The sequence below is a fragment of the Neorhizobium sp. USDA 3394 genome, from assembly GCF_056280385.1.
The window spans coordinates 2,490,018-2,510,828 of the sequence record NZ_JBWCDU010000001.1; the positions used below are offsets into that span (position 1 = coordinate 2,490,018).

A 20,811-nucleotide genomic window follows, 5' to 3' on the forward strand; every position below is an offset into this window, starting at 1 on the left:
CACTAGACCGGCCTGCCGGAACACTACATAATGAGAACTCCGTTATTCATTATGGATCGTCCCAATGGATGCTCTTGCCGACGTCATCAAGCTACTGCGCCCCGCCACCGTCCTGCTCGGCAGCATGGTGGCCACGGGGCGATGGGGTGTTCGCGTGCCGGAACAGCCGGGACCGACCTTCTACTTCGTCACGCAGGGCCGCTGCTGGTTCAGGACCAGCGACGTGGAGCCCGTCGAGCTGCAGGATGGCTCCTACGTCCTCTCGGCAAAACCACTCTCCGACTCGTTCCTCAGCGAGCCGAATGGACGGACCGAACTGTCGGACGATGCCTTCAAGGCCCGCCATACCATGGATGGCGAGATCCGGATCGGCGACGAGGGCACGGGGCCGATGACGCGTGTTCTCGGCGGGCTGATCCAATGCGATCCCGCCAATGCCGACCTGCTGATCGGGCTTCTACCGCGGCTTGTGCATGTGCCGGCCACCGAGAAGACGGCCATGCGATTGCGGGCGCTTGTCTCGATCATCCTGGAGGAGGCCGCCGACAGCCGGCCCGGGCGCGATGCCGTCCTCTGCCGCCTGATCGAGGTCATGCTCATCGAGACCCTGCGCCGCGAGGCGGCCTGGGCGCCACATGCGGGGCTGCTGGGAGGGCTCGCCGATCCGCAACTCGCCCAGGCGCTCGGCCATATCCATGCGGATGTCGCCCGCGGCTGGACAGTCGGCGAACTGGCACGGCGGGTCGGTATGTCGCGCTCGGTCTTCGCCCGCCGGTTTTCCGAGGCCGTCGGCGTCGCGCCGGTCGAATATCTGCTGAGCTGGCGGATGGCCTTGGCGAAAGACGTGCTGCTGCGCGGCCGTGGCACGCTGGATGAAATCGCCGAGGCGGTCGGCTACAAGTCGGCCAGCGCCTTCAGCACCGCCTTCAGCCATCGGGTCGGCTGCCCACCGAGCGAATATGCCTCGTCTCTGCAGGCCGGGCGGGGGTGAGTACTGGTATTTTTGTGCGGCCGGCCCGATCGGCGGTTTCGCCTATACGGAACCGCATTGCCGCAAAAACGGTTTCCCTGTAGTCAGATGGCACTGACATACGGGAGAAAACGTTGATCAACCTCTTCGACACCATCCGCAACACGCTCGTGCCGATCCACAAGGAAGGTTACATCTTCGTCGCCGCCTTCTTCATCGCCTCGCTGATCCTCGGTTATATCGCCGAGCCGCTGTTCTGGATCGGCCTGGTGCTGACCTTGTGGTGCGCCTACTTCTTCCGCGATCCGGAACGGGCGGTGCCTCAGGACGACGACCTCATCCTCAGCCCTGCCGACGGCCGCATCAGCCATGTCGCCATGGTCGTGCCGCCGGTCGAGCTTCAATTGGGCTCGGAACCGATGCTGCGCATCTCGGTGTTCATGAACGTCTTCGACTGCCACATCAATCGCTCGCCGGTGCGCGGCCAGGTGTCGCGCATCGAATACCGCCCCGGCCAGTTCATCAATGCGGAACTCGACAAGGCCTCCGATGACAACGAGCGCAACGGCCTCGTCATCGAGACCCGCCATGGCAAGGTCGGCGTGGTGCAGATCGCCGGCCTGGTGGCACGCCGCATCGTCTGCTGGGTGAAACCGAGCGAACCGGTGAATGCCGGCGAACGATTCGGCCTGATCCGCTTCGGCTCGCGGCTCGACGTCTTCGTGCCGGCCGGCGGCCAGGCGCGCGTGTCCGTCGGCCAGCTCGCCATCGGCGGCGAAACCGTGCTTGCGGAATTTGGCTCGACCAAGGGCCCGATCATCAGCCGCCGCACGTAAAGGGAAGACAAAGCCTCATGGAGACGCCCGCTTCGCCACCCTCTTCGCAGCCTCCCTCTTCGCAGAACGAGCTTCACCGGGAACCGCATCGCCCCAACGACGAGGCCCGCGGGCCTCGTCTGCGCGAAATCCCGCTCCGGCTGCTGGTGCCGAACCTCATCACCGTGCTTGCCATCTGCGCGGGCCTGACCGGGATAAGGCTCGCCTTCGAGGGACGTTACGAGCTGGCGGTTGCCATGGTGCTGCTGGCCGCCTTCCTCGACGGGATCGACGGGCGCGTCGCGCGGCTCCTGAAGGCCACGTCGAAATTCGGCGTGCAGATGGATTCGCTTGCCGACATCATCAATTTCGGCGTCGCGCCGGCATTGGTCTCCTACGCGTTCCTGCTCGACCAGGCACATTCGATGGGCTGGATCGCCGCCCTGCTCTATGCGATCGCCGCCGGCCTGCGCCTCGCCCGGTTCAACGTCATGGAAGACCGCAACATCAAGGCCGACTGGCAGTCGGAATTCTTCGTCGGCGTGCCCGCCCCGATGGGCGCCATGCTGGTGCTGCTGCCGGTCTATCTCGGCTTCCTCGGGCTCGAATTCTCGCCGGTCTTCGTATACGCAAGCGTCGCCTATACGCTGCTGATCGGCTACCTGCTGGTCTCCCGCCTGCCGGTCTGGTCCGGCAAGTCGAGCCGCATCCGCCGCGACCTGATGCTGCCGATCATGCTCGGCGTGGTGCTCTATGTAGCGCTGCTGATGAGCTATACTTGGGAAGTGCTGTCGATCACCGTCGTCGGGTACCTCCTCGTCCTGCCCTTCAGCGCGCGTGCCTGGCACCGCCGCTACGGCACGATCACCATCGAGGATGAAAGTGCGAACGTCTGAAGGCAGGCGCACTCGGTAAGTTGCAACTTCCGCGCAACAGTTTCCCGCAAGATGACAGTTCTACGAATACCGGGCGGCAGTGCCGGCTTGCCGGCCACGATTCCGCCCGCTTTTATGGGAAAAGCCGCGATCGCAAAATGCAAACAAGAGATTCGCGTGTTGAGGAGACAGCCATGAGCACCGAGAAGAAGATTGAATCCAAACCGGAAATGACCACGCCTTACCGTCCGCTGGGCCTGAAGGCCGTGGTTGCCGCAGCCCTGATGCTGAACCGCAAGCCGAAGCTTACCCCTGCCCGCTGATCAGGCCCGCTGCCCCGACCCATAGGCCGGCAAGCCGACGGGTCATTCGCCGCCGAGGAAGCTCCACAGGAGCCCGAGCGCGAGCAAGCTCATGACCACCCCGATCACGACATCCAGCACCCGCCAGGCGGCGGGTCTGGCAAACAGAGGCGCCAGGAACCGCGCGCCGTAGCCGAGCCCGAAGAACCAGACGAACGACCCGATCGCCGCACCGGCGCCATAGGCCATCCGTTCCGCCCCTTCGAAGGCCGCAGACAGGCTGCCGAGCAGCACGACCGTATCCAGATAGACATGCGGATTGAGGAAGGTGAAGGCCAGGCAGGTCAGCACCGCCGCCTTCAGCCCCATCGGCTCCGGCGCGCCGGCGACCATCGCGGCCGGCCTGAGCGCCCGGCGGAAGGCCATCAAGGCATAGAGCCCAAGAAACACCGCGCCGCCCAGCGTCACCACCGAGATCAGCACCGGAGATTGCGAGACGATCGTGCCGAGCCCGCCGACGCCGGCGGCGATCAGCGTCGCATCCGACAGGGCGCAGATCAGGCAGAGGATGAAGACATGGGAACGGATCAGCCCCTGGCGCAGGATGAAGGCGTTCTGGGCGCCGATGGCAATGATCAGCGAGGCACCGAGTGCGAGGCCGGAAAGGCCGGCGGAAAGCAGGTTCATGGGATTGTCCGTGTAAAGGAGAAGCCGAAAGCTAGAAAAGCGACATCTGGGTTGAGCCGGGTTTCGGCTTTTTCGGCGGTTCCTCTTCCGGCTGGGCGACGGCGACCGGCTTCTGCAGGTCCGGCCCCATGTTGGCGACCTTGTTGACGAGGTCGGACACCGGCAGCGCCTCGAAGAAATCCTCCTGCACGGGCCGCATCAGGTCGGCCACTTCGCGCGGTTCCTGCGTCTTGCAGTCGAGCCAGTGGGAAAAATCCTCCGGCTCGATGACCACGGGCATGCGGTCGTGGATGTGGCGGATGCCGCCGTTGGCCGCCGTCGTCATGATCGCGGCGGTATCGACTTCGGAGCCGTCGGCCGAGGACCACGTCTCCATCAGGCCGGCAAAGGCGATGACGCCTCCGCGCTTCGGGCGGATCCAGTAGGCCTGCGGCTTGACGCCGCTTTCCTTCGGCGGCCGGCGCCATTCGTAGAAGCCGGTGGCGGGGATCAGGATGCGGCGGTGGCGCATGGCGGCACGGAAGGAGGCCTTGCCGATCGCGGTCTCGGAGCGCGCATTGATCAGCAGCGGAAATTCCTTCATGTCCTTCACCCAGCCGGGGATCAGGCCCCAGCGGGCGAGGAAGGCCCGGCGCTCCGGCAGATTGCTGCCCGGCTCACGCTTTTCCGAGGACATGACGACGAGGATCGGCTGGGTCGGGGCGATATTGTAGCGGGCCGGAAAATCGTCGAGATCCGCCAGGCTGAAGAACTCAGAAATATCCTTGGGGGTCGCCGTCAGGGCGTAGCGTCCGCACATGCGAACTATGTGGCATCGGGCTTTCGAAGGGTCAAGCGCTGATCAGGCGCTTCGCGGACCGAAGAGGATGATCGCCCCGCCGACGAGGCAGACCGCAACGCCGATCAGATCCCAGCGGTCCGGCACCCTGGCCTCGACAGCCCAGAGCCAGAGGATCGAGGCGAGGATATAGATCGCGCCATAGGCCGCATAGGTGCGCCCTGCCGCCTCGCTCGGCACCAGCGCCAGCAGCCAGGCGAAGACGACCAGCGATGTTATGCCCGGCGCCAGCCACCAGATGGGCTTTTCCAGCCGCAACCACGCCCAGAAGGCGAAACACCCGGCGATCTCGGCAAGCGCAGCGATGGCGTAGAGGGTGTAGGTTTTCATCATTGCCTATTCGAAATCCTGCGGTTTCACATCCTGAGCGCCATGCATGACCCGGAGAATCACGATCCGGTCAGGATAGGACCGGTAGTAGATGCAGCGCTGCCGATAGGGGAAACCGCGAAGCCCCGGCGAAATATGGTCGCGCGGCGAGCCGGTGAAATCCGACTCGGCAATCCAGGCGATCCTTTCGGTAATGTCCGCGAGGAATTCCCGGGCGTAGAAGGGGCTGCTTTCTGCGATGAAGCGACGGATGCCGCGCAAGTCCTCACGTGCCAAAGGCGCGATGATGAGGCGCTTGGGACTAATGGCCGTCGCCCTCGTTCATGACGTCAGCCAGCAGGTCGGCACCCGAGGCATATTCCTTGCCGAGCCCCGCCTCGATTTCCGCGTCCGCCGCGCTGATCGCATGCCGGAGCGACTGCACGCGCATCTCATAATCCGCCAGCATGCGGATGCCTGCCCGAACGGCTTCGGTCTCCGTACCGAAACGGCCATTCTTGACGAGATCGGCCAGAATGCCGTCATAGGCATCGCCGAGTGAGAATGTTTTTGCACGCGCCATGGCAAGCTCCTTCGCTTGAAGCATACGATAAAATACAATACTTTTACAATATCGGCTTTCCACCCTGAAAGCCTTCGGGGATCTCACGATCAGGCCAATGGTTACGTCATACATGCCCCAATCCCCGCAAGCCGCGTCCTCCGCCATTCTCGAACGCGATGGCCGGCTCCTGCTGATTCGCCGCATGAACCCGCCGTCGATGGATCTGTTCGCGTTTCCGGGCGGACGGGCAGAACCCGGCGAGACGCCGGACCAGACGGCGGTGCGGGAATTTTTGGAGGAGACTGGCATTCCGGTGCGCAATCCCGTTCTCTTCGCAACCTACGACCTGAAGAGCGAGAAGGAGGACAGGCGACATTTCTTCCTGTCCGTTTTCCGTGTGGAGGCCGATCCCGAGGCCCAGGCGATCGCCGCCGACGATGCGGCGGATGCCGGCTGGTATACGGTGGAGGAGATCCGCAGTCTGCCGGTGCCGGCAAGCGTGCTCGAATGTGCCGAGAGGCTGGCGGCGGAGATCAATGCCCGCTAAGACGAAAACAATCGCGCCCTCTCGAGACCCGTTCATGAAGCTCATTCCGCGACTTGGCTGCCTGACGCTGCTGGCACTTTTAGTGGCGACGCCGCTTGCCGCCCAGTCGACCCGCCAGCAGCAGCCGGCGCCCCCGCCTGCCCCGGCGATCGAGGAGAAACCGGCGCCCTATGACCTGCAGTTGACGCGGCTTGCGGAAGTGCTCGGCTCGATCCAGTATCTCCGTACGCTCTGCGGCGCCCCGACATCCGAATGGCGGAGCTCGATGCAGCAGCTTCTGGATGCCGATACCGGCACCGAACCGAAGCGACGCGAGAGGTTGACGGCGGCCTTCAACCGGGGATATCGGTCGTTTGCCGCCGTGCACACGTCCTGCACGGATGCGGCAAGGACCGCCGAGGAGCGTTATCGTATCGAAGGCGCAACACTTGCGACAGAAATTGCCGCCCGCTTCGGAAATTAGAGGATTATTTACCTCTTTTGGCAGGAGGCCGTGTCGTTTTGATAAAAGGCTGATAAAGTTTTTAACGGGCTAGTAATTAAACGGGCACCGAGGACGACAGAATGCAGACAGGCCGCAACGACATCGACGACATGATTGTGCATGAGAAGATGCAGGCTGCCTTGGAATATCAGAGCGAGGCATGGGCCGACGGCCGTGCCGACGGTATCGAGCCGGAAATCATCGCCGACGCAGCCCTGGTACTTGCCATGCGGGAAACCATCCGCATTCATGGAGAAATGGGTGCCGAAGCCATGCTCGATTCGCTCAAGAGCCGCATGCTCGCCGGCGAATTCTCTCCCGAGCGCACAGTTCAATAACGATAGAGGTTTCCCGTGCGGAATGCGGCGGAAACGACGATTGCCCAACTGATCATCCGCCTTTCGGCGGCAACGGTGCTTGCCGCGGCGGTCGGCAGCCAGTCCCTTGCGCTGTCCGAGCTGCGCCCGGGCGACGAACCAAGCCAACCGGAGAAGGCACAGAGCCGCGCGATCCTCCAGGCTTTCGACGGTACGACCCTGCCGCAGCCAGGTCCGGCGATCAATCGGTCGGCACAGGCCGGCGACATCAAGCCGACCGCTCCCACGGCCGACCCCAACGCCGCCAAATCCGCACCGGCCGACAGCAAGCCTGCGGAAATCATCCGCGACATGACCAAGCTGCCGGCGCCGGTCAAGCACATGCGCGAACAGCTCGTCGAGGCCGCGGCCTCCGGCGACATTACCCGCCTGCGCGCCCTGATGGGAACGGGTGCCACCCAGACGCAGGTGATGAACGGCGAATTCGAGGACCCGATCGAAACGCTGAAGAGCTTTTCGGGCGACGCGGAAGGCCAGGAAATCCTCGCGATCCTGCTCGACATCCTGTCCACCGGTGCTGCGCATTTCGACGTCGGCACGCCTGATGAGGCCTATGTCTGGCCCTATTTCGCAGGAAAGCAGCTTTCGACGCTGACACCGCCCGAACGGGTCGACCTTCTGCGCATCGTGACGGCCGGCGACCTCGCCGGCATGGAAGAGAACGGCAACTACAACTTCTTCCGCACCGGCATCAGCCCGGACGGCAAATGGAAGTTCTTCTCCGGCGGCGATTGAGTAGGCGACTCGCGTCGATTTTGTGTCAGTCGCCACCACGGCATTTACCGAAGCGGCGCTACCCCTCTGTGACTTTCGTGACATCTCCCTTCAAGAGGAGATAGCCGAATCGGGTTCATCCCCGGTAATAACCGGCGGGGCAGAGGGGTTGTAGCGGCGTATGCCGTCGGCACCGCATTTGCCGCCCCGGCATGTCTTGCCGCCGCCGTCGTGAAGACTTAACTCTCAGTCTCAGAACAACCGGATGCCCGCACCATGCCCGCCGCCATTCTTCCCTCGCGAAGCCTGATCCGCCTCACCGGCAAGGACGCGCAGGATTTCCTGCAGGGGCTGATCACCACCGACATCGATTCGCTGCCGGAAGGCGAAGCCCGGCCGGGTGCGCTCTTGACACCGCAAGGCAAGATCCTGTTCGATTTCCTGGTCTGGCGCGATGGCGACGGTTTTCTCATCGAGACCGAAACGGCCCAGCGCGAGGCGCTGATTCGGCGGCTGACCATGTACAAGCTGCGCGCAGCCGTGGATATCGCGGCCGGCGCGGAAGACGGTGTTACCGTTTTCTGGGGCGACGATTCGGGCAAGAGCGCGGTGAAGGACGCGGCCTTTGCCAAGGCAGGAATCACGCTGACCCGCGCGCCCGGCAAGCTGGGCGACGGGCCGGAAGCGGCCTATCATGACCTCCGCGTCGAAGCCGGCATCCCGATGTCGGGCCACGATTATGCGCTGCAGGATGCCTTTCCGCATGACGTCCTGCTCGACCAGACGAGCGGTCTTTCTTTCCGCAAGGGCTGCTATGTCGGCCAGGAGGTCGTCTCCCGCATGCAGCATCGCGGCACGGCGCGGCGGCGGGTGGCGATCGTTTCGGGCGAGGCCGCCCTGCCCGCTTCCGGCACCGAGATCGTGGCAGGCGGCAAGCCTGTCGGCGCGCTCGGATCGGTTTCCGGCAACAAGGGCCTGGCGATCGTGCGCATTGACCGCGTCGGCGACGCCTTGGCGCGTGGTGTGGCGCTTTTGGCCGGCGATGTCACCGTCAGCCTGACGCTTCCCGCCTGGAGCGGGCTCTCCTTCCCGGTCGAGGCTGAAGAGGCCGAGACGTGAGCCCAGCAGTAACGGCACGGGCCTGGCAACGGATGCTGTCGGGACGGCGGCTCGACCTGCTCGACCCCTCGCCGCTCGACGTCGAAATTTCCGATATCGCCCACGGACTTGCCCGCGTCGCCCGCTGGAACGGCCAGACGCGCGGCGACCACGCCTTTTCGGTCGCCCAGCACTGCCTCGTGGTCGAGGAAATCTTCCGACGCTGCAACGAGGCCTGCACGGCCGATGCGCTGCAGATGACGATGCTGCACGACGCGCCGGAATATGTGATCGGCGACATGATCTCTCCGTTCAAATCCGTGGTCGGCGGCGGCTACAAGGCGGTCGAGCAGCGGCTGGAGGCGGCGATCCATCTGCGCTTCGGCCTGCCGCCGCATCCGACCCGCGAACTCAAGGCGCTGATCAAGAAGGCCGATACGATCGCCGCCTTTTTCGAGGCCACCGAACTTGCCGGCTTCTCGGTCACTGAAGCCCGGAAATTCTTCGGCCAGCCGCGCGGCATCACCGCCGACATGCTGCCGATCCAGCCGATGCCGGCGCTTAACGCCCAACAGCTTTTCCTCGACCGGTTCCATCAGATTGAGGCCGAACGCGCCGCTTCGGGCAAGGCGCCATGACGGCGATTATCGTCTGCCCGCTCGCCGCCATCGCCGAGACCGCCGTCCGGCACAAGGCGCGCGAAATGGTGAGCCTGATCGCCGAAAAACAGGACTTTCACCGGCCGGGCGTGATTTCCGCCGATCGCCACCTGAAGCTTGCTATGAACGATATCGGCTTTGCCGGCACGGGCGACCTGATCGCCCCCAGCGAGGCGCATGTGGAAAGCCTGATCGCCTTCGTGCGCGACTGGGATCAATCGGCGCCGATCATCATCCATTGCTGGATGGGCGTCTCCCGTTCTCCGGCCGCCGCGGTGATCGCCGCGCTCTCGCTAAATCCCGAGGAAGACGATTTCGCGCTGGCCGCGAGGCTCCGCAGCGTGGCGCCGCATGCGACGCCGAATACGCGGCTGATAGAGATCGGCGACCGGCTGCTCGGGCGGGACGGCCGGCTGGTCGCCGCCATCAAGGGGATCGGCCGCGGCGCCGAGACGGATGGGCGGGCGTCCTTCATCCTGCCGCTAAAAATCTCGCACTGAACCTGAAAGTTGAACTTTCCTAATTGTTTAGCCGGGCGCGGGAAAGCGCCATTTTTTTCTTGACCTCGCGGTCTGCTGCGCCAATTAACGGCGAAACCGAAAGAAGGAGCAGATTGCCGGATGGACCAGGCATCGGAATTCGTTGTGGCCACGAGAGCAGCGCTCGCTCAGCTGAGCGCGCTGGCGGTGCAATATTCCTTCTCCGCCGTCGGCGCGATCGTCCTGCTCATCCTCGGCTGGATGGCCGCCGGCCTGATCAGCCGCTGGGCGCATCGCGGCCTGTCGCGCATCCACGGAATCGATGCGACGCTGTCGCAATTCTTCTCCAACATCATCCGCTACGCCATTCTCGTCCTCGTCATCGTCATGGTGCTCGGCCAGTTCGGGGTGCAGACGGCGTCGGTGCTTGCGGCGCTGGGCGCGATCGGCCTTGCGGTCGGCCTCGCGCTGCAGGGCACGCTGCAGAACATCGCGGCGGGCATCATGCTTCTGGTGCTGCGGCCATTCCGGGTCGGCGAGAGCATCGAGACCGGCAGCGTTACCGGCACGATCGTCGATGTCGGGCTGTTTGCGACCGAGCTCCTGACTGCCGATGGCGTCTATCGGCTGGCGCCGAATTCGACGCTGTGGAACGTGCCGATCACCAATTACAGCCGTTTGAAGACGCGCCGAAACGAGATTTCGGTCAGCATCGGCACCGACCGCGACATCGGCCGGACCCAGGCGAAACTGATGGCGATCGCCAGCGGCGACAGGCGGGTGCTGAAAGACCCGGCGCCGACCGTTTACGTGGCCGAGTTCGATGCCGGCAGCGCCAAGCTGACGCTGCGCTACTGGACGAAGAGCAGCGACTGGTGGGAAACCGGCCGCGACCTGACCCGGGAGGTCAAGCTCGCCTTCGATAAGTTCCCCGGCGACAAATTGCCGGAACAGATTCCAGACCCTCAGGTAGAAACCCGCGACGTCACCGGTGAGAGCGGACCTCCGGCTCCTCACGGTGCGGACGAACCGGTCGCAGAGCGGACCTGAAGGAAAGGATGCATCGGGCCGGCTTTTCACGAGGAAGCCGGCCCGATGCCCAAATTTCACGAAAACAGATCGGCGATTCGTCGTCACACGGCCTTGAGGCCGTATTCCTCGCTGCCCGACCAGACGATGTCCCACGAGGCGCCGGGGCGGACGTTGCGGATGGCCGTCGGCTCGAAGGCGACGAGGCAGCGGCCGTCGTTGTGGCGCACCGATGGATAGATCAGGCCGTCATGGCCGTCGCGCCTCAGTTTTTCGGCAAGCGCCTGGCCCTGGGGGTAACCGATCGACGGATCGGGATCGAGAGCCGGGTGGTCTCGCTCGTCGGTGATGTCGGGGTACTCGCCGATGAAATCCGCCAGCAGTTCGACATAGCGCGCCGTCTCCTCAAACAGGCCGATGAATTTCAGTTCGCGCGTCTTGTGGAAGGCGACCTCGGCGAGCGAGGTCATCGTGTCCCAGCTGCAGTACCAGGCGCCGCGGGTCTCGTCGTTGAAGCGGTTTCCGCCTTTTCGCGTGTAAGTGAAGGCCGCGTTGATATGCGTGTTGCCATAGACCTGCAGGTCGTGCTTGCGGCGTTTCCAGGCGAGTTCGCGGCGGTCGAGATAGAGGTTCAATCCGCGCTCGGCGGTCAGCCGGGCGCTGGTCATGCCCTCGATCTCGACGAGGATCGCCAGTTCCTCGTCGCTATCCACCAGGCCGCGCAGGCTCGGCGGCTTGTGGTAGGTCGCCGGGATCAGCCGCACCAGGCCCCGGTCGCTGACCGGCGTGACGATCACGCGCCGCCCCGCAGGGCATCCAGGTAGTTTCGGACTGCCAGGAATTGCGGCAGCCCCTCGTCGATCAGCGTATCGATCGGCCGGGCGCCGCGGAACAGCGGTCCCTCGTTCGGAAGCGTCATCCACCTGGTGGCGATCGGATCGCTGAAATAGAGTTTCAGCGCCTTGTAGATGCCGATCACGGCGCTGAGGCGCAGCATCTGGTCCTTGGTCAGCCCGCCGGAATAACCGGGCTTTCGGGCGCGTTTCCAGGTGCTTTCCGACATATCGGCAAGTGCTGCCGCCTCGTTCACCGGCACGCCCCATTCGGCGACGACATTGCCGAACGCCTTCAGCGCAACCGCCGTCAGCTGTTCCGCCTGTTCTTTCCTTGCCGTGACCGCCATCAGAAACTCCTTTGCGTCAAACCCAAATGTAGTTCATTTGGTCTCGATGTAAAGGTCAAATGGACCCATCACGTAGCATTGCCCCGGCACGCAGCTGTTGCTACCTTTTTTGCAAGAACTCCACATGGACCGGCCGAATGCCCATTCCTCCAGAACTTCATGTTTTCGAGACACCGCACTGGCTCGTCAATCACCGGACGAATTCCGCCCTCCCCGGCTATCTGATGATCGGCTCCAAGCGCTTTTCGGGTGATCTCAGCGAGCTTGAGGACGAAGCGCTCCTAGAGCTCGGTCCGCTGATGGCAAAGGCTCAGAAGGCGCTGCGCCAAGAGCTGAAGGCGGAGCGAGTCTATATCGGGCGATACGGACATACGCCGGGCCATTCGATCCATTTTCACGTGATTCCGATCTATGGGTGGGTAGAAGCACTTTTCTGGCAGGACGAGCGGTACAGGATGCTCGATACCTTCGCGGAAGGCCCGGGCGAGACCGGGACGGATGGCGCAGAACTGACGTTCTTTGTCTGGCGGGAACTCTGCGAACGGGCGGTACCGCCGCCGATCCAGGGGCCAAGCGTTGCGGAGGTCATCGAGCACCTGAGGGATGTTTTCCGGCCGGGACCGCGGGGGTGACCCGACCGCAGATGCAGAACGGGCGCCGAAGGGCCACCGGCTAGGGTTCCTCACTGCGACATGGAGGAGCGGTGTGCCCAGCCGGTCATGCGCATCTCGATCCAGGCCATCAGCGCATACATGGCGATGCCTTCGACGGCGAGCATCAGCAGGCCGGCGAAAACCAGCGGCACGTTGAACTGGCTCTGGGCGGAGCTCATCATGTTGCCGAGACCGTAGTTCGAAGCGACGGTTTCCGACACGACCGAACCCACGAAGGCGAGCGTGATGGCCACTTTCAGCGAACCGAAGAAATAGGGCATCGAGCGCGGGATGCCGACCTTCAGCATGATGTCGAGCTTCTTCGCGCCGAGCGCGCGCAGCACGTCCTCGGTTTCCGGCTCGATGGTGGCAAGGCCGGTCGCGACGTTGACGACGATCGGGAAGAAGGAGATCAGGAAGGCGGTGAGGATGGCGGGGACTGCGCCGATGCCGAACCAGATGACCAGGATCGGCACCAGTGCCACCTTGGGAATGGCGTTGAAGCCGATCATCAGCGGATAGAGCCCGGCATAGATCGCCTTCGACCAGCCGATGAAGAGGCCGATCGCCAGGCCCGCGACGACGGCGATCGCGAAGCCGACGGTGGTCGTATAGAGCGTCTGCAGCGAGTTCTTCCAGATCGGCGACCAGTATTGCACGATCGCCTGGAAGACGCGCGACGGCGCCGGCAGGATGGTGGGCGGCGTCTGCAGCACGATGACCAGCAGTTCCCAGAGGACGAAGAGCCCGATCGTATAGAGCCAGGGCGCGAGTTTCACCCAGTTGATCCGCTGGGCAAGCGGCTTGGCGGGCGTCGCGGTGTTTTCGGTCAGCACACTCATGCGACAACCCTCGCGCTGGCGATTTCGCCGTGCAGTTCATGCACCATGTCGTTGAAGGCCTTTTCGTACATGACTTCCAGATCGCGGGGCCGCGCGAAGGGCACGGTATGTTCCTTCAGCACCTTGCCGGGACGGGCGCTCATCACGAAGATGCGGTCGGCGAGGAAGGTCGCCTCGCGCAGGTCGTGGGTGACGAGGATGATGGTGACGCCCTGCGCCGCGTGCAGGTCGCGGATGACGCACCAGAGTTCCTCGCGGGTAAAGGCATCCAGCGCGCCGAACGGTTCGTCGAGCATCAGCAGTTCGGGTTCGTGGATCAGCGCGCGGCAGAGATTGGCGCGCTGCTGCATGCCGCCGGAAAGCTGCCAGGGGAATTTCGAGCCGAAACCCTTCAAGCCCACGGTTTCGAGCAGGTGCTCGGCCTTCTCCACGTATTCCTTCTTGTTGGCGCGCAGGCGGTGGCGGTGTCTCTCGACGATTTCCAGCGGCAGGAGGATGTTGTCGAGCGTGGTGCGCCAGGGCAGCATGGTCGGGTTCTGGAAGGCCATGCCGACGATCGACACCGGCTTGGTCACCTGCTTTTCAGCAACGACGACGACGCCGCTCTGCGGGATGTGCAGGCCGGTGACCAGTTTCATCAGGGTCGACTTGCCGCAGCCGGACGGGCCGACGACCGCCGCGAACTCGCCCTTGCCAACCTTCATGGTGAGGCCGGAGACGGCAAGCGTACCCGCCGCGCCGCCATAGCGCATGTCGACATTGTCGATGGTAACGAGGTGCGTCAATCAAATTTTCCTTTGTCGGACAGTCCTGTAGCAAAACCCCTCCCGCCTGCCGGCCGTCCTTCGGACCCCCACAAGGGGGAGGGTTAGATCTCCCGCAACGCCGACGCCCGATTTGGACGGGAGGGTTCGGCAGTTTGAGCCCCTCCCCCTTGTGGGGAGGGGTTGGGGAGGGGTCTTTGCGCTCTTACGGCAGCATCCGCTGTTCCTTGGCCGGCAGGAAGCTGGCGTCGAAGACCTGGTCCGCCTTGACGTTGCCCTTGAGGCCCATGGAGACCTTCAGCGTGTCGATGGAGGCGGTGAGCCGGGCCGGGTCGATGCCGCCGAAGCCGTTGGCGACGACGTAGGGGGTCTTGATGTTCATCGCGTTCGCCATCTTCAGGCGCTCGAGCTCGATATCCTTGTTGAGCGTCTCGTTGCGCTTCAAGACGGCGGCGACGCCTTCTTCCGGCTTGGCGACGGCATCGGCAAAGCCCTTGGCGAGCGCCTTCAGGACACCCTTGACGGCGGCCGGGTTCTTGGCCGCGAAATCGGTGTTGATCAGCACCGCGTTGCCATAGAGGTTGAGGCCGTTCTCGGCCATCAGGATGGTAGCGATATCGTCATCCTTGATGCCCTGGGCCTTCAGGTTGAGGATGACCGAGAAAGCGAAACCGAAGACCGCGTCGACCTTGCCCTGGGCGAGCATGGGCTCGCGGACCGGGAAGCCGATCGATTCGATCGTGATCTTGGAATCGTCGATCTTGGCGACCTGCTTGAAGGCCTTCCACTGGGCGAAAGCACCATCCGGCGGCGGCGCGCCGAGCTTCTTGCCTTCCAGCGACTTCGGATCGGTGGTGATGCCGAGCGACTTGCGGCCGACGACCGCAAAGGTCGGGCGCTCGTAGATCATCATCGCCGCCCTGATCTTCTGGTTCGGGTCCTCGTCGAGGAACTTGATCAGCGAGTTGATATCGCCGAAGCCCATCTGGTAGGCGCCGGTCGCGACACGCGGGATCGCCTCGACCGAGCCGTTGCCGGTGTCGATGGTGACGTCGAGGCCCTCGGCCTTGAAGTAACCCTTGTCCTGGGCGAGCAGGAAGCCGGCGGCTGGGCCTTCGAACTTCCAGTCGAGCGTGAACTTGACCGCGGTCTGCGCCAGCGCGGGGGCGGGAGCGGAAGAAAAGCCGGCGGCAAGCGCAAGGGCCGCGACGGCCGGGAGTTTTGAGAACAGTCTGCGCGAGATCATGAAAGGTCGTCCCCCTGGAGTTTTTTGTTCGGATAGGAAGTATCCAAGCGTTTATTCGGGAGCCGCGCAAGTCGAAATTGCACACAAAACGATCATACTTTCGAACTGACCATTATATGCGCTAATGCCATTTCTATTCGCATAGCCCTGCCGATGTTTTTAGCAGAACCGATTGAGAACTGCACGTCGGGCGCGAACCCCGAAATTCCTCTTCCATATCATTCAGCGAGTTAGCGAAGCGATGAGCCCAGGTTTCGCCAAGCACGGGAATACGGCAGCGGGCGCCGTCGAGAAGAAACGTATTGCCGCAGCCAATGAAGTCATCCCGACTGAAACCTCGTCCGGGCGATGATGCAACCGAAATCCGGGCCATTGGATCCTGCTTGGGGAGTCCTCAAAACGGCAATGGTTTCCGTGGCTTCCGATTGGGGATGGGTTGTGGAACACGGCCCTTCCCTTCCCTCGCCCGGCAATTGTATAACCGCTTGACCGAACTCCTCACCCGCGAGCGTGCCGATGATCGAAATCCTTCTTCTGCTGCTGGTGATCCTGATGGTGGGTCTCAATCGCAAGACATCGACCCGGGTGAGCGCGCTCGAAAAGGAGCTGGAGGCGATCAAGGCCGATCTCCTGGCACGGCAACCTCTCTCCGCGGCAGCGCCGGCGGCGGTCTCCGTGGCGACAGCCGTTGCCGCCACCGAGGACGTGGTCGAGGAACCTGCACCCGAGGCTGAAGCGGTTGCGGCACAGGCTGTGCCGGAAGAGACGATCGCAGCCAGCACGGCTGCCGAAGATGTTGCGGCCGCAGAAGAAGCCCCTGCTCCCGCAATGGCGGTGGCACTGCCGACTGCCAAGCCGAAGACCAAGGAAAACCTCGAAAGTTATCTCGGTGCCCGCTGGCCGGTCTGGGTCGGCGGCGTTGCGCTTGCCTTCGGCGGCATCTTTCTGGTGCGCGCTTCGATCGAGGCCGGGCTGCTCGGACCGGGTGCGCGCCTCATGCTCGCCTGCCTGTTCGGCCTCGTCCTGATGCTCGGTGGCGAGATCGTGCGACGCCGGGCGATGCCGCAGGTGTCCGACCGGTTCAGCAATGCGATGATCCCCGGCGCGCTGACGGCGGCGGGTGCCGTGACGCTGCTCGGGGCGATCTATGCGGCCTACGGCGTCTATGAATTCATCGGCGCGACGCCCGCCTTTGCCCTGCTAGCGCTCGTCTCGTTTGCCACTATCGCGCTCTCGCTGCTGCACGGGCAGGCACTGGCCGGGCTCGGCCTGCTCGCCTCGCTGCTGACCCCCGGCCTCGTCGCCAGCGACGAGCCGAACGCCAATGCACTGTTCCTCTTCCTCGGCCTCACCTGGGTGGCGGTCAATGCCGCCTCGCGCTTCCGCCAATGGACGATCGTGCCGATGCTCGCCAATATCGGCATCGGGCTCTGGGTGGTCGCCTATGCCATCGGCGCGGACGAGTTCGATACGCTACCGCCAGCGCTGACGCTGATCGTGATGATCGCCGGCACCGGCTTCTTCTGGCCGGGCGCAGTCTATGGCAGGGACCGAGTGGTCAAGACCGGCTGGGGCGGAATGCTCGGGCGCCAGCCGCTGACCATCACGCTGTCGGTGGCGTTCATGTCGGTGCTGCCGTCGCTCGCCATGCTGGCGACCAACCCGGTGGACGGCATCGATCCGTATTTCGCCGCCGCGGCGGTGATCGCGGCGCTCGCGGCACTCGGCGCCAGCCGGGCCTATGCGGTCTGGCCGGCGATGATGGCGGCCGGCGGAGCGGTGCTGAGCCTCGCCATCGTGGCGATTTCGCTGCTCGACACCTATGTGCCGCAGCCGGTTGGCAACGAGCCGCTGCCGGTCATCACCTATACGACCGAGATCGCCGTCAGCCTGCTGCTCGGGGCGGTGTTCACGCTGCTCGGCTTTGCGTTTCTCAGGCGCTTCCGCAAGGCGGAGCCGGAATTTGCGATGGTCTGGAGCGTCCTGATGTCGGGCGTGCCGGTCACGCTCGCGACGATCAGCTTCCTCAATTTCGGCAATCTCGGGCGCGACTGGATCCACGGGCTCTACGGGGCCGGTCTTGGCCTCGTGCTGCTGGCCGGTGCAGAATGGCTGTTCCGCGACCGCGACGAGACGGATGGCCGCATCGACTGGGCCGCCAATCTCGTCGTTGCCGGCTCGTTTGCCGGTTTCACGCTGGCGCTTCATGCGCTGTCCAATGGTATTGTCACCACCATTCTCCTGTCCGTGCTGGGTTTCGCCTATGTGCTCGGCATGCGGGCGCGGCCATGGCCGGCGCTTCCCTGGATGATGGCGGCGGCGATCCTGATCGTCTTTGGCCGCATCGCCTGGGAACCGACGCTGATCGGCCAGAACAGTCTCGGCACGACGCCCTTCTTCAACGCGCTGCTGCCCGGCTACGGCATTCCTACGCTGCTGGCGATCGTCACGGCCTATCTGCTGAAGGATTCGACCGATTTCCGCATCCGCAACCTGATGCAGGCGCTCGCCTCGCTCGCCGCCCTGATGACGGTGGCGGTGCTGGTGCGCCATGCGATGAACGGCGGCGTGCTGGACGACCGGGTGCCGACGCTTGGCGAACAGTCGATCTACACGTTGCTGACGGTCGGGTTCTCCGGCATCCTGATGACGCTCGATCTCAAGTCGCCAAGCCCTGTCTTCCGCTGGGGTTCGATGATCGCCGGCGTGCTCGCGACGATCAATGCACTGTCGCTGCATGTGTTTGCGCTCAACCCCTATTTCAGCGGCGAAAACACCGGTTCCTGGCCTTTCCTCAACCTGCTGCTGCTCGGTTATCTTCTGCCCGGCCTCGCCTATGCGCTGGTCGCCTATTACGCCCGCGGGCGGCGGCCGATGCCCTATGTGATCATGCTGGCGCTCGCCGGCGCGGTACTCGGCTTCCTGTGGGCGACGCTTTCGGTACGCCGCTTCTGGCAGGGCGAGAACATCGCCGACTGGAAGGGATTCCTGGCCGCCGAGACCTATACCTATTCGGTGGTCTGGCTGCTGATCGGCGTGTTGCTGCTGGCGATAGGCTCGAAGCTCGACGCCAAGAGCCTGCGGCTCGCTTCCGCCGCTCTCGTGCTGGTCGCGGTGGTGAAAGTGTTCCTGGTCGACATGTCGAACCTCGAGGGGATTCTGCGGGCGCTTTCGTTCATCGGACTCGGCGCGGTGCTGATCGGGATCGGGCTTTTCTACCAGCGCATTCTGGTGAACAAAGGCGGTGAACCCGCCGCCACCGATTCCCAGGAACCCGCTTCGTGACAGCTCCGCTTGCCGCCGCCTTTTCGCCTTTCGAGGCGCTTGCCGAGACCCTGATCCCGCATGCGACCGAGGGCGACGACGGCTCGCACGATATCGCCCATATTCTCCGCGTCTTCCGCAATGCGATGCGCATCCATGCCAAGGAAGGCGGCGATGGGCGGGTGCTGGCCGCCGCCGTGCTGCTGCACGATTGCGTGTCGGTGGAGAAGAACTCGCCGCTGCGAGCGCAGGCCTCGCGGCTGGCGGCCGAGAAGGCGTCCGCGATCCTTGCCGATCTCGGCTGGGACAAGCCGGATATCGCGGCGGTCGCGCATGCGGTGACGGCGCACAGTTTTTCGGCGAACATTACGCCGGAGACGCTGGAGGCGAAGATGCTGCAGGATGCCGACCGGCTGGATGCAATCGGCATGGTGGGCGCGGCGCGCTGCTTCTATATCGCCGGGCGGATGGGCTCCGGCCTCTACGACCCGGCCGATCCGCTCGCCAGACATCGGCCGCTCGACGACAAGGCGTATGCGATCGACCATTTCGAGGTGAAACTGTTCAAGCTCGCCGACGGCTTCCAGACGGCCGCGGGGCGGGCTTTTGCCACAGAGCGCCACGCGCGGCTGAAACAGGTCCTCGACCTCTTCATCGACGAGATTTGAAGGAGACTTCCCATGCGGATCAGCGAACTCAACTTCTATCCCCTGAAGAGCGGCCGCGGCATCGCGCTCGCCCAAGCGGAGATCGCGGCATCAGGCATTCCCGGCGACCGGGAGATGATGGTCGTCGATCCGACCGGCATGTTCATCACCCAGCGGGAATTGCAGCCGCTCGCCAGGCTCGAGGTCTACCCGGAGACCGATTCCGTGCGCTTCGCGATGGAGGGCAAAGGCGAGATCCTCGTCGCCCGGCCGCCGGCCGACCGGCGCATGGAGACGGTCGTGTGGAAATCGAGCGTCAACGCGGCGCTTGCCGACGATGCCGCCAATGCGGTGCTGTCGGAATGGCTCGGCCGCGATATCCGGCTGGTGTTCTTCGACGAGCAGGCCCGCCGCGTCGCAAGCCCGGAATGGGCGGGCGACAATTCGCCGATGACCTTTGCCGACGGCTACCAGGTGCTGGTCACCACGACGGGATCGCTCGCGGCGCTCAATGCGGACATGGCGGCGAAGGGCGAAGGCGCGGTCGGCATGGAGCGGTTCCGGCCGAATATCGTGCTCGACCACGACCAGCCCTGGGCCGAGGACGGCTGGACCGGCATCGAGATCGCCGGCATCCGCTTCGATTTCGTCAAACCCTGCGCCCGCTGCATCATGACCACGCAGGACCAGCAGACCGGCTCGCGCGACGTGTCGGACCCGATCCCCGCCATGGGCCGCATCCGCATGTCCGCAGACCGGCGCGTGCCCGGCCCGCTGTTCGGCTGGAACGCCGTGCCGCGCGGCACCGGGCGGATCAAGATCGGCGATGAGGCGAGCGTGGTTGCCGAGCGGCCGGAGGCCTGGGCGATCAAGCGGCGGGCTTAAAGGGTTCCCATCGATGATCGTCACCGACCGGCTCATCCTCAGGCGCCCAAAGCTTGCCGACGTCCCTGCCCTGTTTGAATTCCTCGGCGACTCGAACGCGATGCGGTTCACCCATGTGGACGGCTCACCGAGGGAATGCCGGCGGCGGGTGGCGGTGCACGAATGGCGCCGCCGCCGCGACGGTTACGCACCCTGGACGGTGGAGCTGAAGGACACTGGCCGGATCATCGGCTGGGGCGGGCTTTACGACGATCCCTTCGATCCGGGCTGGGGCGTCGAGCTCGGCTACTATTTTCACCCCGATAGCTGGGGCAAGGGTTTTGGCAGCGAGCTGACGGCGGCAGCGATGCATGAAGCCGACGAGGTGCTGAAACTGCCGAAGGTCGGGGCCTTTGCCCGGCCGGAAAATGCCGCTTCGCGGCGACTGCTCGAAAAGACGGGATTTCAGGTGGTGCGTTACGTGCCCGAGATGGAACGCTATTATTTCGAGCGCCTGCCGCCGAAAAGTTGAAGGGCCGCCCCACGACGGACCTCCTTGTTATCCCACGGGGTTCAACGCCGCGCGCAGCGGAGGCGCAG

General features: G+C 64.2%; 27 protein-coding genes. 17 read left to right on the forward strand and 10 right to left on the reverse strand.

Features of this window, described 5'->3' with window-relative positions; genetic code table 11:
• The first annotated feature begins 64 nt into the window (after positions 1 to 64).
• From ACZ9EJ_RS12015 to ACZ9EJ_RS12030, 4 genes are all read left to right on the forward strand, one after another.
• The gene (locus tag ACZ9EJ_RS12015; RefSeq protein ID WP_046642228.1) at positions 65 to 991 is read left to right on the forward strand and encodes an AraC family transcriptional regulator; all 927 of its coding nucleotides are present in this window, start codon (positions 65 to 67) and stop codon (positions 989 to 991) included.
• A 116-nt stretch (positions 992 to 1,107) separates the two neighbouring features.
• Complete coding sequence (locus ACZ9EJ_RS12020) at positions 1,108 to 1,806, forward strand: phosphatidylserine decarboxylase (RefSeq protein ID WP_046630072.1); 699 nt, start codon at positions 1,108 to 1,110, stop codon at positions 1,804 to 1,806.
• A 17-nt stretch (positions 1,807 to 1,823) separates the two neighbouring features.
• Positions 1,824 to 2,681 carry a CDP-alcohol phosphatidyltransferase family protein gene (locus ACZ9EJ_RS12025; RefSeq protein WP_046629947.1) on the forward strand — a complete coding sequence of 286 codons (858 nt, stop codon included), beginning with the start codon at positions 1,824 to 1,826 and terminating at the stop codon, positions 2,679 to 2,681.
• 173 nt (positions 2,682 to 2,854) lie between these two features.
• The gene (locus ACZ9EJ_RS12030) at positions 2,855 to 2,983 is read left to right on the forward strand and encodes a hypothetical protein (protein ID WP_255736509.1); all 129 of its coding nucleotides are present in this window, start codon (positions 2,855 to 2,857) and stop codon (positions 2,981 to 2,983) included.
• 42 nt (positions 2,984 to 3,025) lie between these two features.
• Here the strand turns inward: ACZ9EJ_RS12030 and ACZ9EJ_RS12035 are convergent, their stop codons facing one another.
• The 5 genes from ACZ9EJ_RS12035 to ACZ9EJ_RS12055 are packed head-to-tail and all read right to left on the reverse strand — an operon-like array spanning position 3,026 to position 5,379.
• Positions 3,026 to 3,643: a LysE/ArgO family amino acid transporter gene (locus ACZ9EJ_RS12035; protein ID WP_251090015.1), complete on the reverse strand. Its 618-nt coding sequence runs from the start codon at positions 3,641 to 3,643 to the stop codon at positions 3,026 to 3,028.
• Between the two features lie 37 nt (positions 3,644 to 3,680).
• Positions 3,681 to 4,448, reverse strand: coding sequence for an SOS response-associated peptidase (locus tag ACZ9EJ_RS12040; RefSeq protein WP_046629945.1), 768 nt, complete (start codon positions 4,446 to 4,448; stop codon positions 3,681 to 3,683).
• Positions 4,449 to 4,490: 42 nt separating this feature from the next.
• Complete coding sequence (locus ACZ9EJ_RS12045) at positions 4,491 to 4,820, reverse strand: YnfA family protein (RefSeq protein ID WP_046629944.1); 330 nt, start codon at positions 4,818 to 4,820, stop codon at positions 4,491 to 4,493.
• A gap of 3 nt (positions 4,821 to 4,823) precedes the next feature.
• Positions 4,824 to 5,093 (reverse strand): type II toxin-antitoxin system RelE/ParE family toxin, encoded by a 270-nt coding sequence (locus tag ACZ9EJ_RS12050; RefSeq protein ID WP_370649799.1) that lies wholly within the window; start codon positions 5,091 to 5,093, stop codon positions 4,824 to 4,826.
• 25 nt (positions 5,094 to 5,118) lie between these two features.
• Positions 5,119 to 5,379 (reverse strand): ribbon-helix-helix domain-containing protein, encoded by a 261-nt coding sequence (locus ACZ9EJ_RS12055; protein ID WP_046630071.1) that lies wholly within the window; start codon positions 5,377 to 5,379, stop codon positions 5,119 to 5,121.
• Between the two features lie 112 nt (positions 5,380 to 5,491).
• On the opposite strand from ACZ9EJ_RS12055, the gene ACZ9EJ_RS12060 reads away from it, so the two are divergent.
• From ACZ9EJ_RS12060 to ACZ9EJ_RS12095, 8 genes are all read left to right on the forward strand, one after another.
• Entirely contained in the window at positions 5,492 to 5,908 is a 417-nt protein-coding gene (locus tag ACZ9EJ_RS12060; RefSeq protein ID WP_046630070.1) for an NUDIX hydrolase, read from the forward strand.
• A 34-nt stretch (positions 5,909 to 5,942) separates the two neighbouring features.
• Complete coding sequence (locus ACZ9EJ_RS12065) at positions 5,943 to 6,371, forward strand: TIGR02301 family protein (protein ID WP_046642229.1); 429 nt, start codon at positions 5,943 to 5,945, stop codon at positions 6,369 to 6,371.
• 101 nt (positions 6,372 to 6,472) lie between these two features.
• Entirely contained in the window at positions 6,473 to 6,730 is a 258-nt protein-coding gene (locus ACZ9EJ_RS12070; RefSeq protein WP_007752665.1) for a hypothetical protein, read from the forward strand.
• A 15-nt stretch (positions 6,731 to 6,745) separates the two neighbouring features.
• Positions 6,746 to 7,504 carry a hypothetical protein gene (locus ACZ9EJ_RS12075; RefSeq protein WP_046642230.1) on the forward strand — a complete coding sequence of 253 codons (759 nt, stop codon included), beginning with the start codon at positions 6,746 to 6,748 and terminating at the stop codon, positions 7,502 to 7,504.
• Positions 7,505 to 7,759: 255 nt separating this feature from the next.
• Positions 7,760 to 8,602, forward strand: a complete 843-nt coding sequence (gene ygfZ / locus ACZ9EJ_RS12080) for a CAF17-like 4Fe-4S cluster assembly/insertion protein YgfZ (protein WP_046642231.1) — start codon at positions 7,760 to 7,762, stop codon at positions 8,600 to 8,602.
• Positions 8,603 to 8,634: 32 nt separating this feature from the next.
• Positions 8,635 to 9,219, forward strand: a complete 585-nt coding sequence (locus ACZ9EJ_RS12085) for a YfbR-like 5'-deoxynucleotidase (RefSeq protein WP_046629940.1) — start codon at positions 8,635 to 8,637, stop codon at positions 9,217 to 9,219.
• Positions 9,216 to 9,740, forward strand: coding sequence for a tyrosine phosphatase family protein (locus ACZ9EJ_RS12090; protein ID WP_046642232.1), 525 nt, complete (start codon positions 9,216 to 9,218; stop codon positions 9,738 to 9,740). The genes ACZ9EJ_RS12085 and ACZ9EJ_RS12090 overlap by 4 nt, the downstream gene beginning before the upstream one ends.
• A gap of 120 nt (positions 9,741 to 9,860) precedes the next feature.
• Positions 9,861 to 10,769 carry a mechanosensitive ion channel family protein gene (locus ACZ9EJ_RS12095; protein WP_046642233.1) on the forward strand — a complete coding sequence of 303 codons (909 nt, stop codon included), beginning with the start codon at positions 9,861 to 9,863 and terminating at the stop codon, positions 10,767 to 10,769.
• Positions 10,770 to 10,852: 83 nt separating this feature from the next.
• On the opposite strand, the gene ACZ9EJ_RS12100 is transcribed toward ACZ9EJ_RS12095, so the two are convergent.
• A complete protein-coding gene (locus ACZ9EJ_RS12100) occupies positions 10,853 to 11,545 on the reverse strand; it encodes an RES family NAD+ phosphorylase (RefSeq protein WP_046642234.1) in 693 nt (230 codons plus the stop codon).
• Complete coding sequence (locus tag ACZ9EJ_RS12105) at positions 11,542 to 11,931, reverse strand: MbcA/ParS/Xre antitoxin family protein (protein ID WP_007768817.1); 390 nt, start codon at positions 11,929 to 11,931, stop codon at positions 11,542 to 11,544. Before ACZ9EJ_RS12105 ends, ACZ9EJ_RS12100 begins: the two co-directional genes overlap by 4 nt.
• Positions 11,932 to 12,068: 137 nt before the next feature.
• Between ACZ9EJ_RS12105 and ACZ9EJ_RS12110 the strand changes: the two genes are divergently transcribed.
• On the forward strand, positions 12,069 to 12,563 hold the full coding sequence (locus ACZ9EJ_RS12110; RefSeq protein ID WP_046642235.1) for an HIT domain-containing protein: 495 nt from the start codon (positions 12,069 to 12,071) through the stop codon (positions 12,561 to 12,563).
• Positions 12,564 to 12,613: 50 nt separating this feature from the next.
• Here ACZ9EJ_RS12110 and ACZ9EJ_RS12115 read toward each other — a convergent pair whose 3' ends face one another.
• From ACZ9EJ_RS12115 to ACZ9EJ_RS12125, 3 genes are all read right to left on the reverse strand, one after another.
• Positions 12,614 to 13,426 (reverse strand): ABC transporter permease, encoded by an 813-nt coding sequence (locus ACZ9EJ_RS12115; RefSeq protein ID WP_046629935.1) that lies wholly within the window; start codon positions 13,424 to 13,426, stop codon positions 12,614 to 12,616.
• Positions 13,423 to 14,211 (reverse strand): ABC transporter ATP-binding protein, encoded by a 789-nt coding sequence (locus ACZ9EJ_RS12120; RefSeq protein ID WP_046642236.1) that lies wholly within the window; start codon positions 14,209 to 14,211, stop codon positions 13,423 to 13,425. The genes ACZ9EJ_RS12115 and ACZ9EJ_RS12120 overlap by 4 nt, the downstream gene beginning before the upstream one ends.
• 184 nt (positions 14,212 to 14,395) lie before the next feature.
• Positions 14,396 to 15,436 (reverse strand): ABC transporter substrate-binding protein, encoded by a 1,041-nt coding sequence (locus tag ACZ9EJ_RS12125; protein WP_046642237.1) that lies wholly within the window; start codon positions 15,434 to 15,436, stop codon positions 14,396 to 14,398.
• Positions 15,437 to 15,952: 516 nt separating this feature from the next.
• Here ACZ9EJ_RS12125 and ACZ9EJ_RS12130 point away from each other — a divergent pair.
• The 4 genes from ACZ9EJ_RS12130 to ACZ9EJ_RS12145 are packed head-to-tail and all read left to right on the forward strand — an operon-like array spanning position 15,953 to position 20,743.
• Complete coding sequence (locus ACZ9EJ_RS12130; protein ID WP_046629932.1) at positions 15,953 to 18,721, forward strand: DUF2339 domain-containing protein; 2,769 nt, start codon at positions 15,953 to 15,955, stop codon at positions 18,719 to 18,721.
• The gene (locus ACZ9EJ_RS12135) at positions 18,718 to 19,368 is read left to right on the forward strand and encodes an HD domain-containing protein (protein ID WP_046642238.1); all 651 of its coding nucleotides are present in this window, start codon (positions 18,718 to 18,720) and stop codon (positions 19,366 to 19,368) included. Before ACZ9EJ_RS12130 ends, ACZ9EJ_RS12135 begins: the two co-directional genes overlap by 4 nt.
• Positions 19,369 to 19,380: 12 nt before the next feature.
• On the forward strand, positions 19,381 to 20,232 hold the full coding sequence (locus ACZ9EJ_RS12140) for an MOSC domain-containing protein (RefSeq protein WP_046642239.1): 852 nt from the start codon (positions 19,381 to 19,383) through the stop codon (positions 20,230 to 20,232).
• 13 nt (positions 20,233 to 20,245) lie between these two features.
• The gene (locus tag ACZ9EJ_RS12145; RefSeq protein ID WP_046642240.1) at positions 20,246 to 20,743 is read left to right on the forward strand and encodes a GNAT family N-acetyltransferase; all 498 of its coding nucleotides are present in this window, start codon (positions 20,246 to 20,248) and stop codon (positions 20,741 to 20,743) included.
• Positions 20,744 to 20,811 lie beyond the last annotated feature (68 nt).

What these genes read in the sequence shown, in the direction of transcription:
- ACZ9EJ_RS12140 (WP_046642239.1), top strand. Translation starts at nt 19,381, where the DNA reads ATGCGGATCAGCGAACTCAACTTCTATCCCCTGAAGAGCGGCCGCGGC.
- ACZ9EJ_RS12015 (WP_046642228.1), top strand. Translation starts at nt 65, where the DNA reads ATGGATGCTCTTGCCGACGTCATCAAGCTACTGCGCCCCGCCACCGTC.
- ACZ9EJ_RS12145 (WP_046642240.1), top strand. Translation starts at nt 20,246, where the DNA reads ATGATCGTCACCGACCGGCTCATCCTCAGGCGCCCAAAGCTTGCCGAC.
- ACZ9EJ_RS12085 (WP_046629940.1), top strand. Translation starts at nt 8,635, where the DNA reads ATGCTGTCGGGACGGCGGCTCGACCTGCTCGACCCCTCGCCGCTCGAC.
- ACZ9EJ_RS12125 (WP_046642237.1), bottom strand. Translation starts at nt 15,436, where the DNA reads ATGATCTCGCGCAGACTGTTCTCAAAACTCCCGGCCGTCGCGGCCCTT.
- ACZ9EJ_RS12095 (WP_046642233.1), top strand. Translation starts at nt 9,861, where the DNA reads ATGGACCAGGCATCGGAATTCGTTGTGGCCACGAGAGCAGCGCTCGCT.
- ACZ9EJ_RS12130 (WP_046629932.1), top strand. Translation starts at nt 15,953, where the DNA reads ATGATCGAAATCCTTCTTCTGCTGCTGGTGATCCTGATGGTGGGTCTC.
- ACZ9EJ_RS12115 (WP_046629935.1), bottom strand. Translation starts at nt 13,426, where the DNA reads ATGAGTGTGCTGACCGAAAACACCGCGACGCCCGCCAAGCCGCTTGCC.
- ACZ9EJ_RS12065 (WP_046642229.1), top strand. Translation starts at nt 5,943, where the DNA reads ATGAAGCTCATTCCGCGACTTGGCTGCCTGACGCTGCTGGCACTTTTA.
- ACZ9EJ_RS12110 (WP_046642235.1), top strand. Translation starts at nt 12,069, where the DNA reads ATGCCCATTCCTCCAGAACTTCATGTTTTCGAGACACCGCACTGGCTC.
- ACZ9EJ_RS12040 (WP_046629945.1), bottom strand. Translation starts at nt 4,448, where the DNA reads ATGTGCGGACGCTACGCCCTGACGGCGACCCCCAAGGATATTTCTGAG.
- ACZ9EJ_RS12055 (WP_046630071.1), bottom strand. Translation starts at nt 5,379, where the DNA reads ATGGCGCGTGCAAAAACATTCTCACTCGGCGATGCCTATGACGGCATT.
- ACZ9EJ_RS12070 (WP_007752665.1), top strand. Translation starts at nt 6,473, where the DNA reads ATGCAGACAGGCCGCAACGACATCGACGACATGATTGTGCATGAGAAG.
- ACZ9EJ_RS12090 (WP_046642232.1), top strand. Translation starts at nt 9,216, where the DNA reads ATGACGGCGATTATCGTCTGCCCGCTCGCCGCCATCGCCGAGACCGCC.
- ACZ9EJ_RS12060 (WP_046630070.1), top strand. Translation starts at nt 5,492, where the DNA reads ATGCCCCAATCCCCGCAAGCCGCGTCCTCCGCCATTCTCGAACGCGAT.
- ygfZ (WP_046642231.1), top strand. Translation starts at nt 7,760, where the DNA reads ATGCCCGCCGCCATTCTTCCCTCGCGAAGCCTGATCCGCCTCACCGGC.
- ACZ9EJ_RS12105 (WP_007768817.1), bottom strand. Translation starts at nt 11,931, where the DNA reads ATGGCGGTCACGGCAAGGAAAGAACAGGCGGAACAGCTGACGGCGGTT.
- ACZ9EJ_RS12025 (WP_046629947.1), top strand. Translation starts at nt 1,824, where the DNA reads ATGGAGACGCCCGCTTCGCCACCCTCTTCGCAGCCTCCCTCTTCGCAG.
- ACZ9EJ_RS12030 (WP_255736509.1), top strand. Translation starts at nt 2,855, where the DNA reads ATGAGCACCGAGAAGAAGATTGAATCCAAACCGGAAATGACCACGCCT.
- ACZ9EJ_RS12045 (WP_046629944.1), bottom strand. Translation starts at nt 4,820, where the DNA reads ATGATGAAAACCTACACCCTCTACGCCATCGCTGCGCTTGCCGAGATC.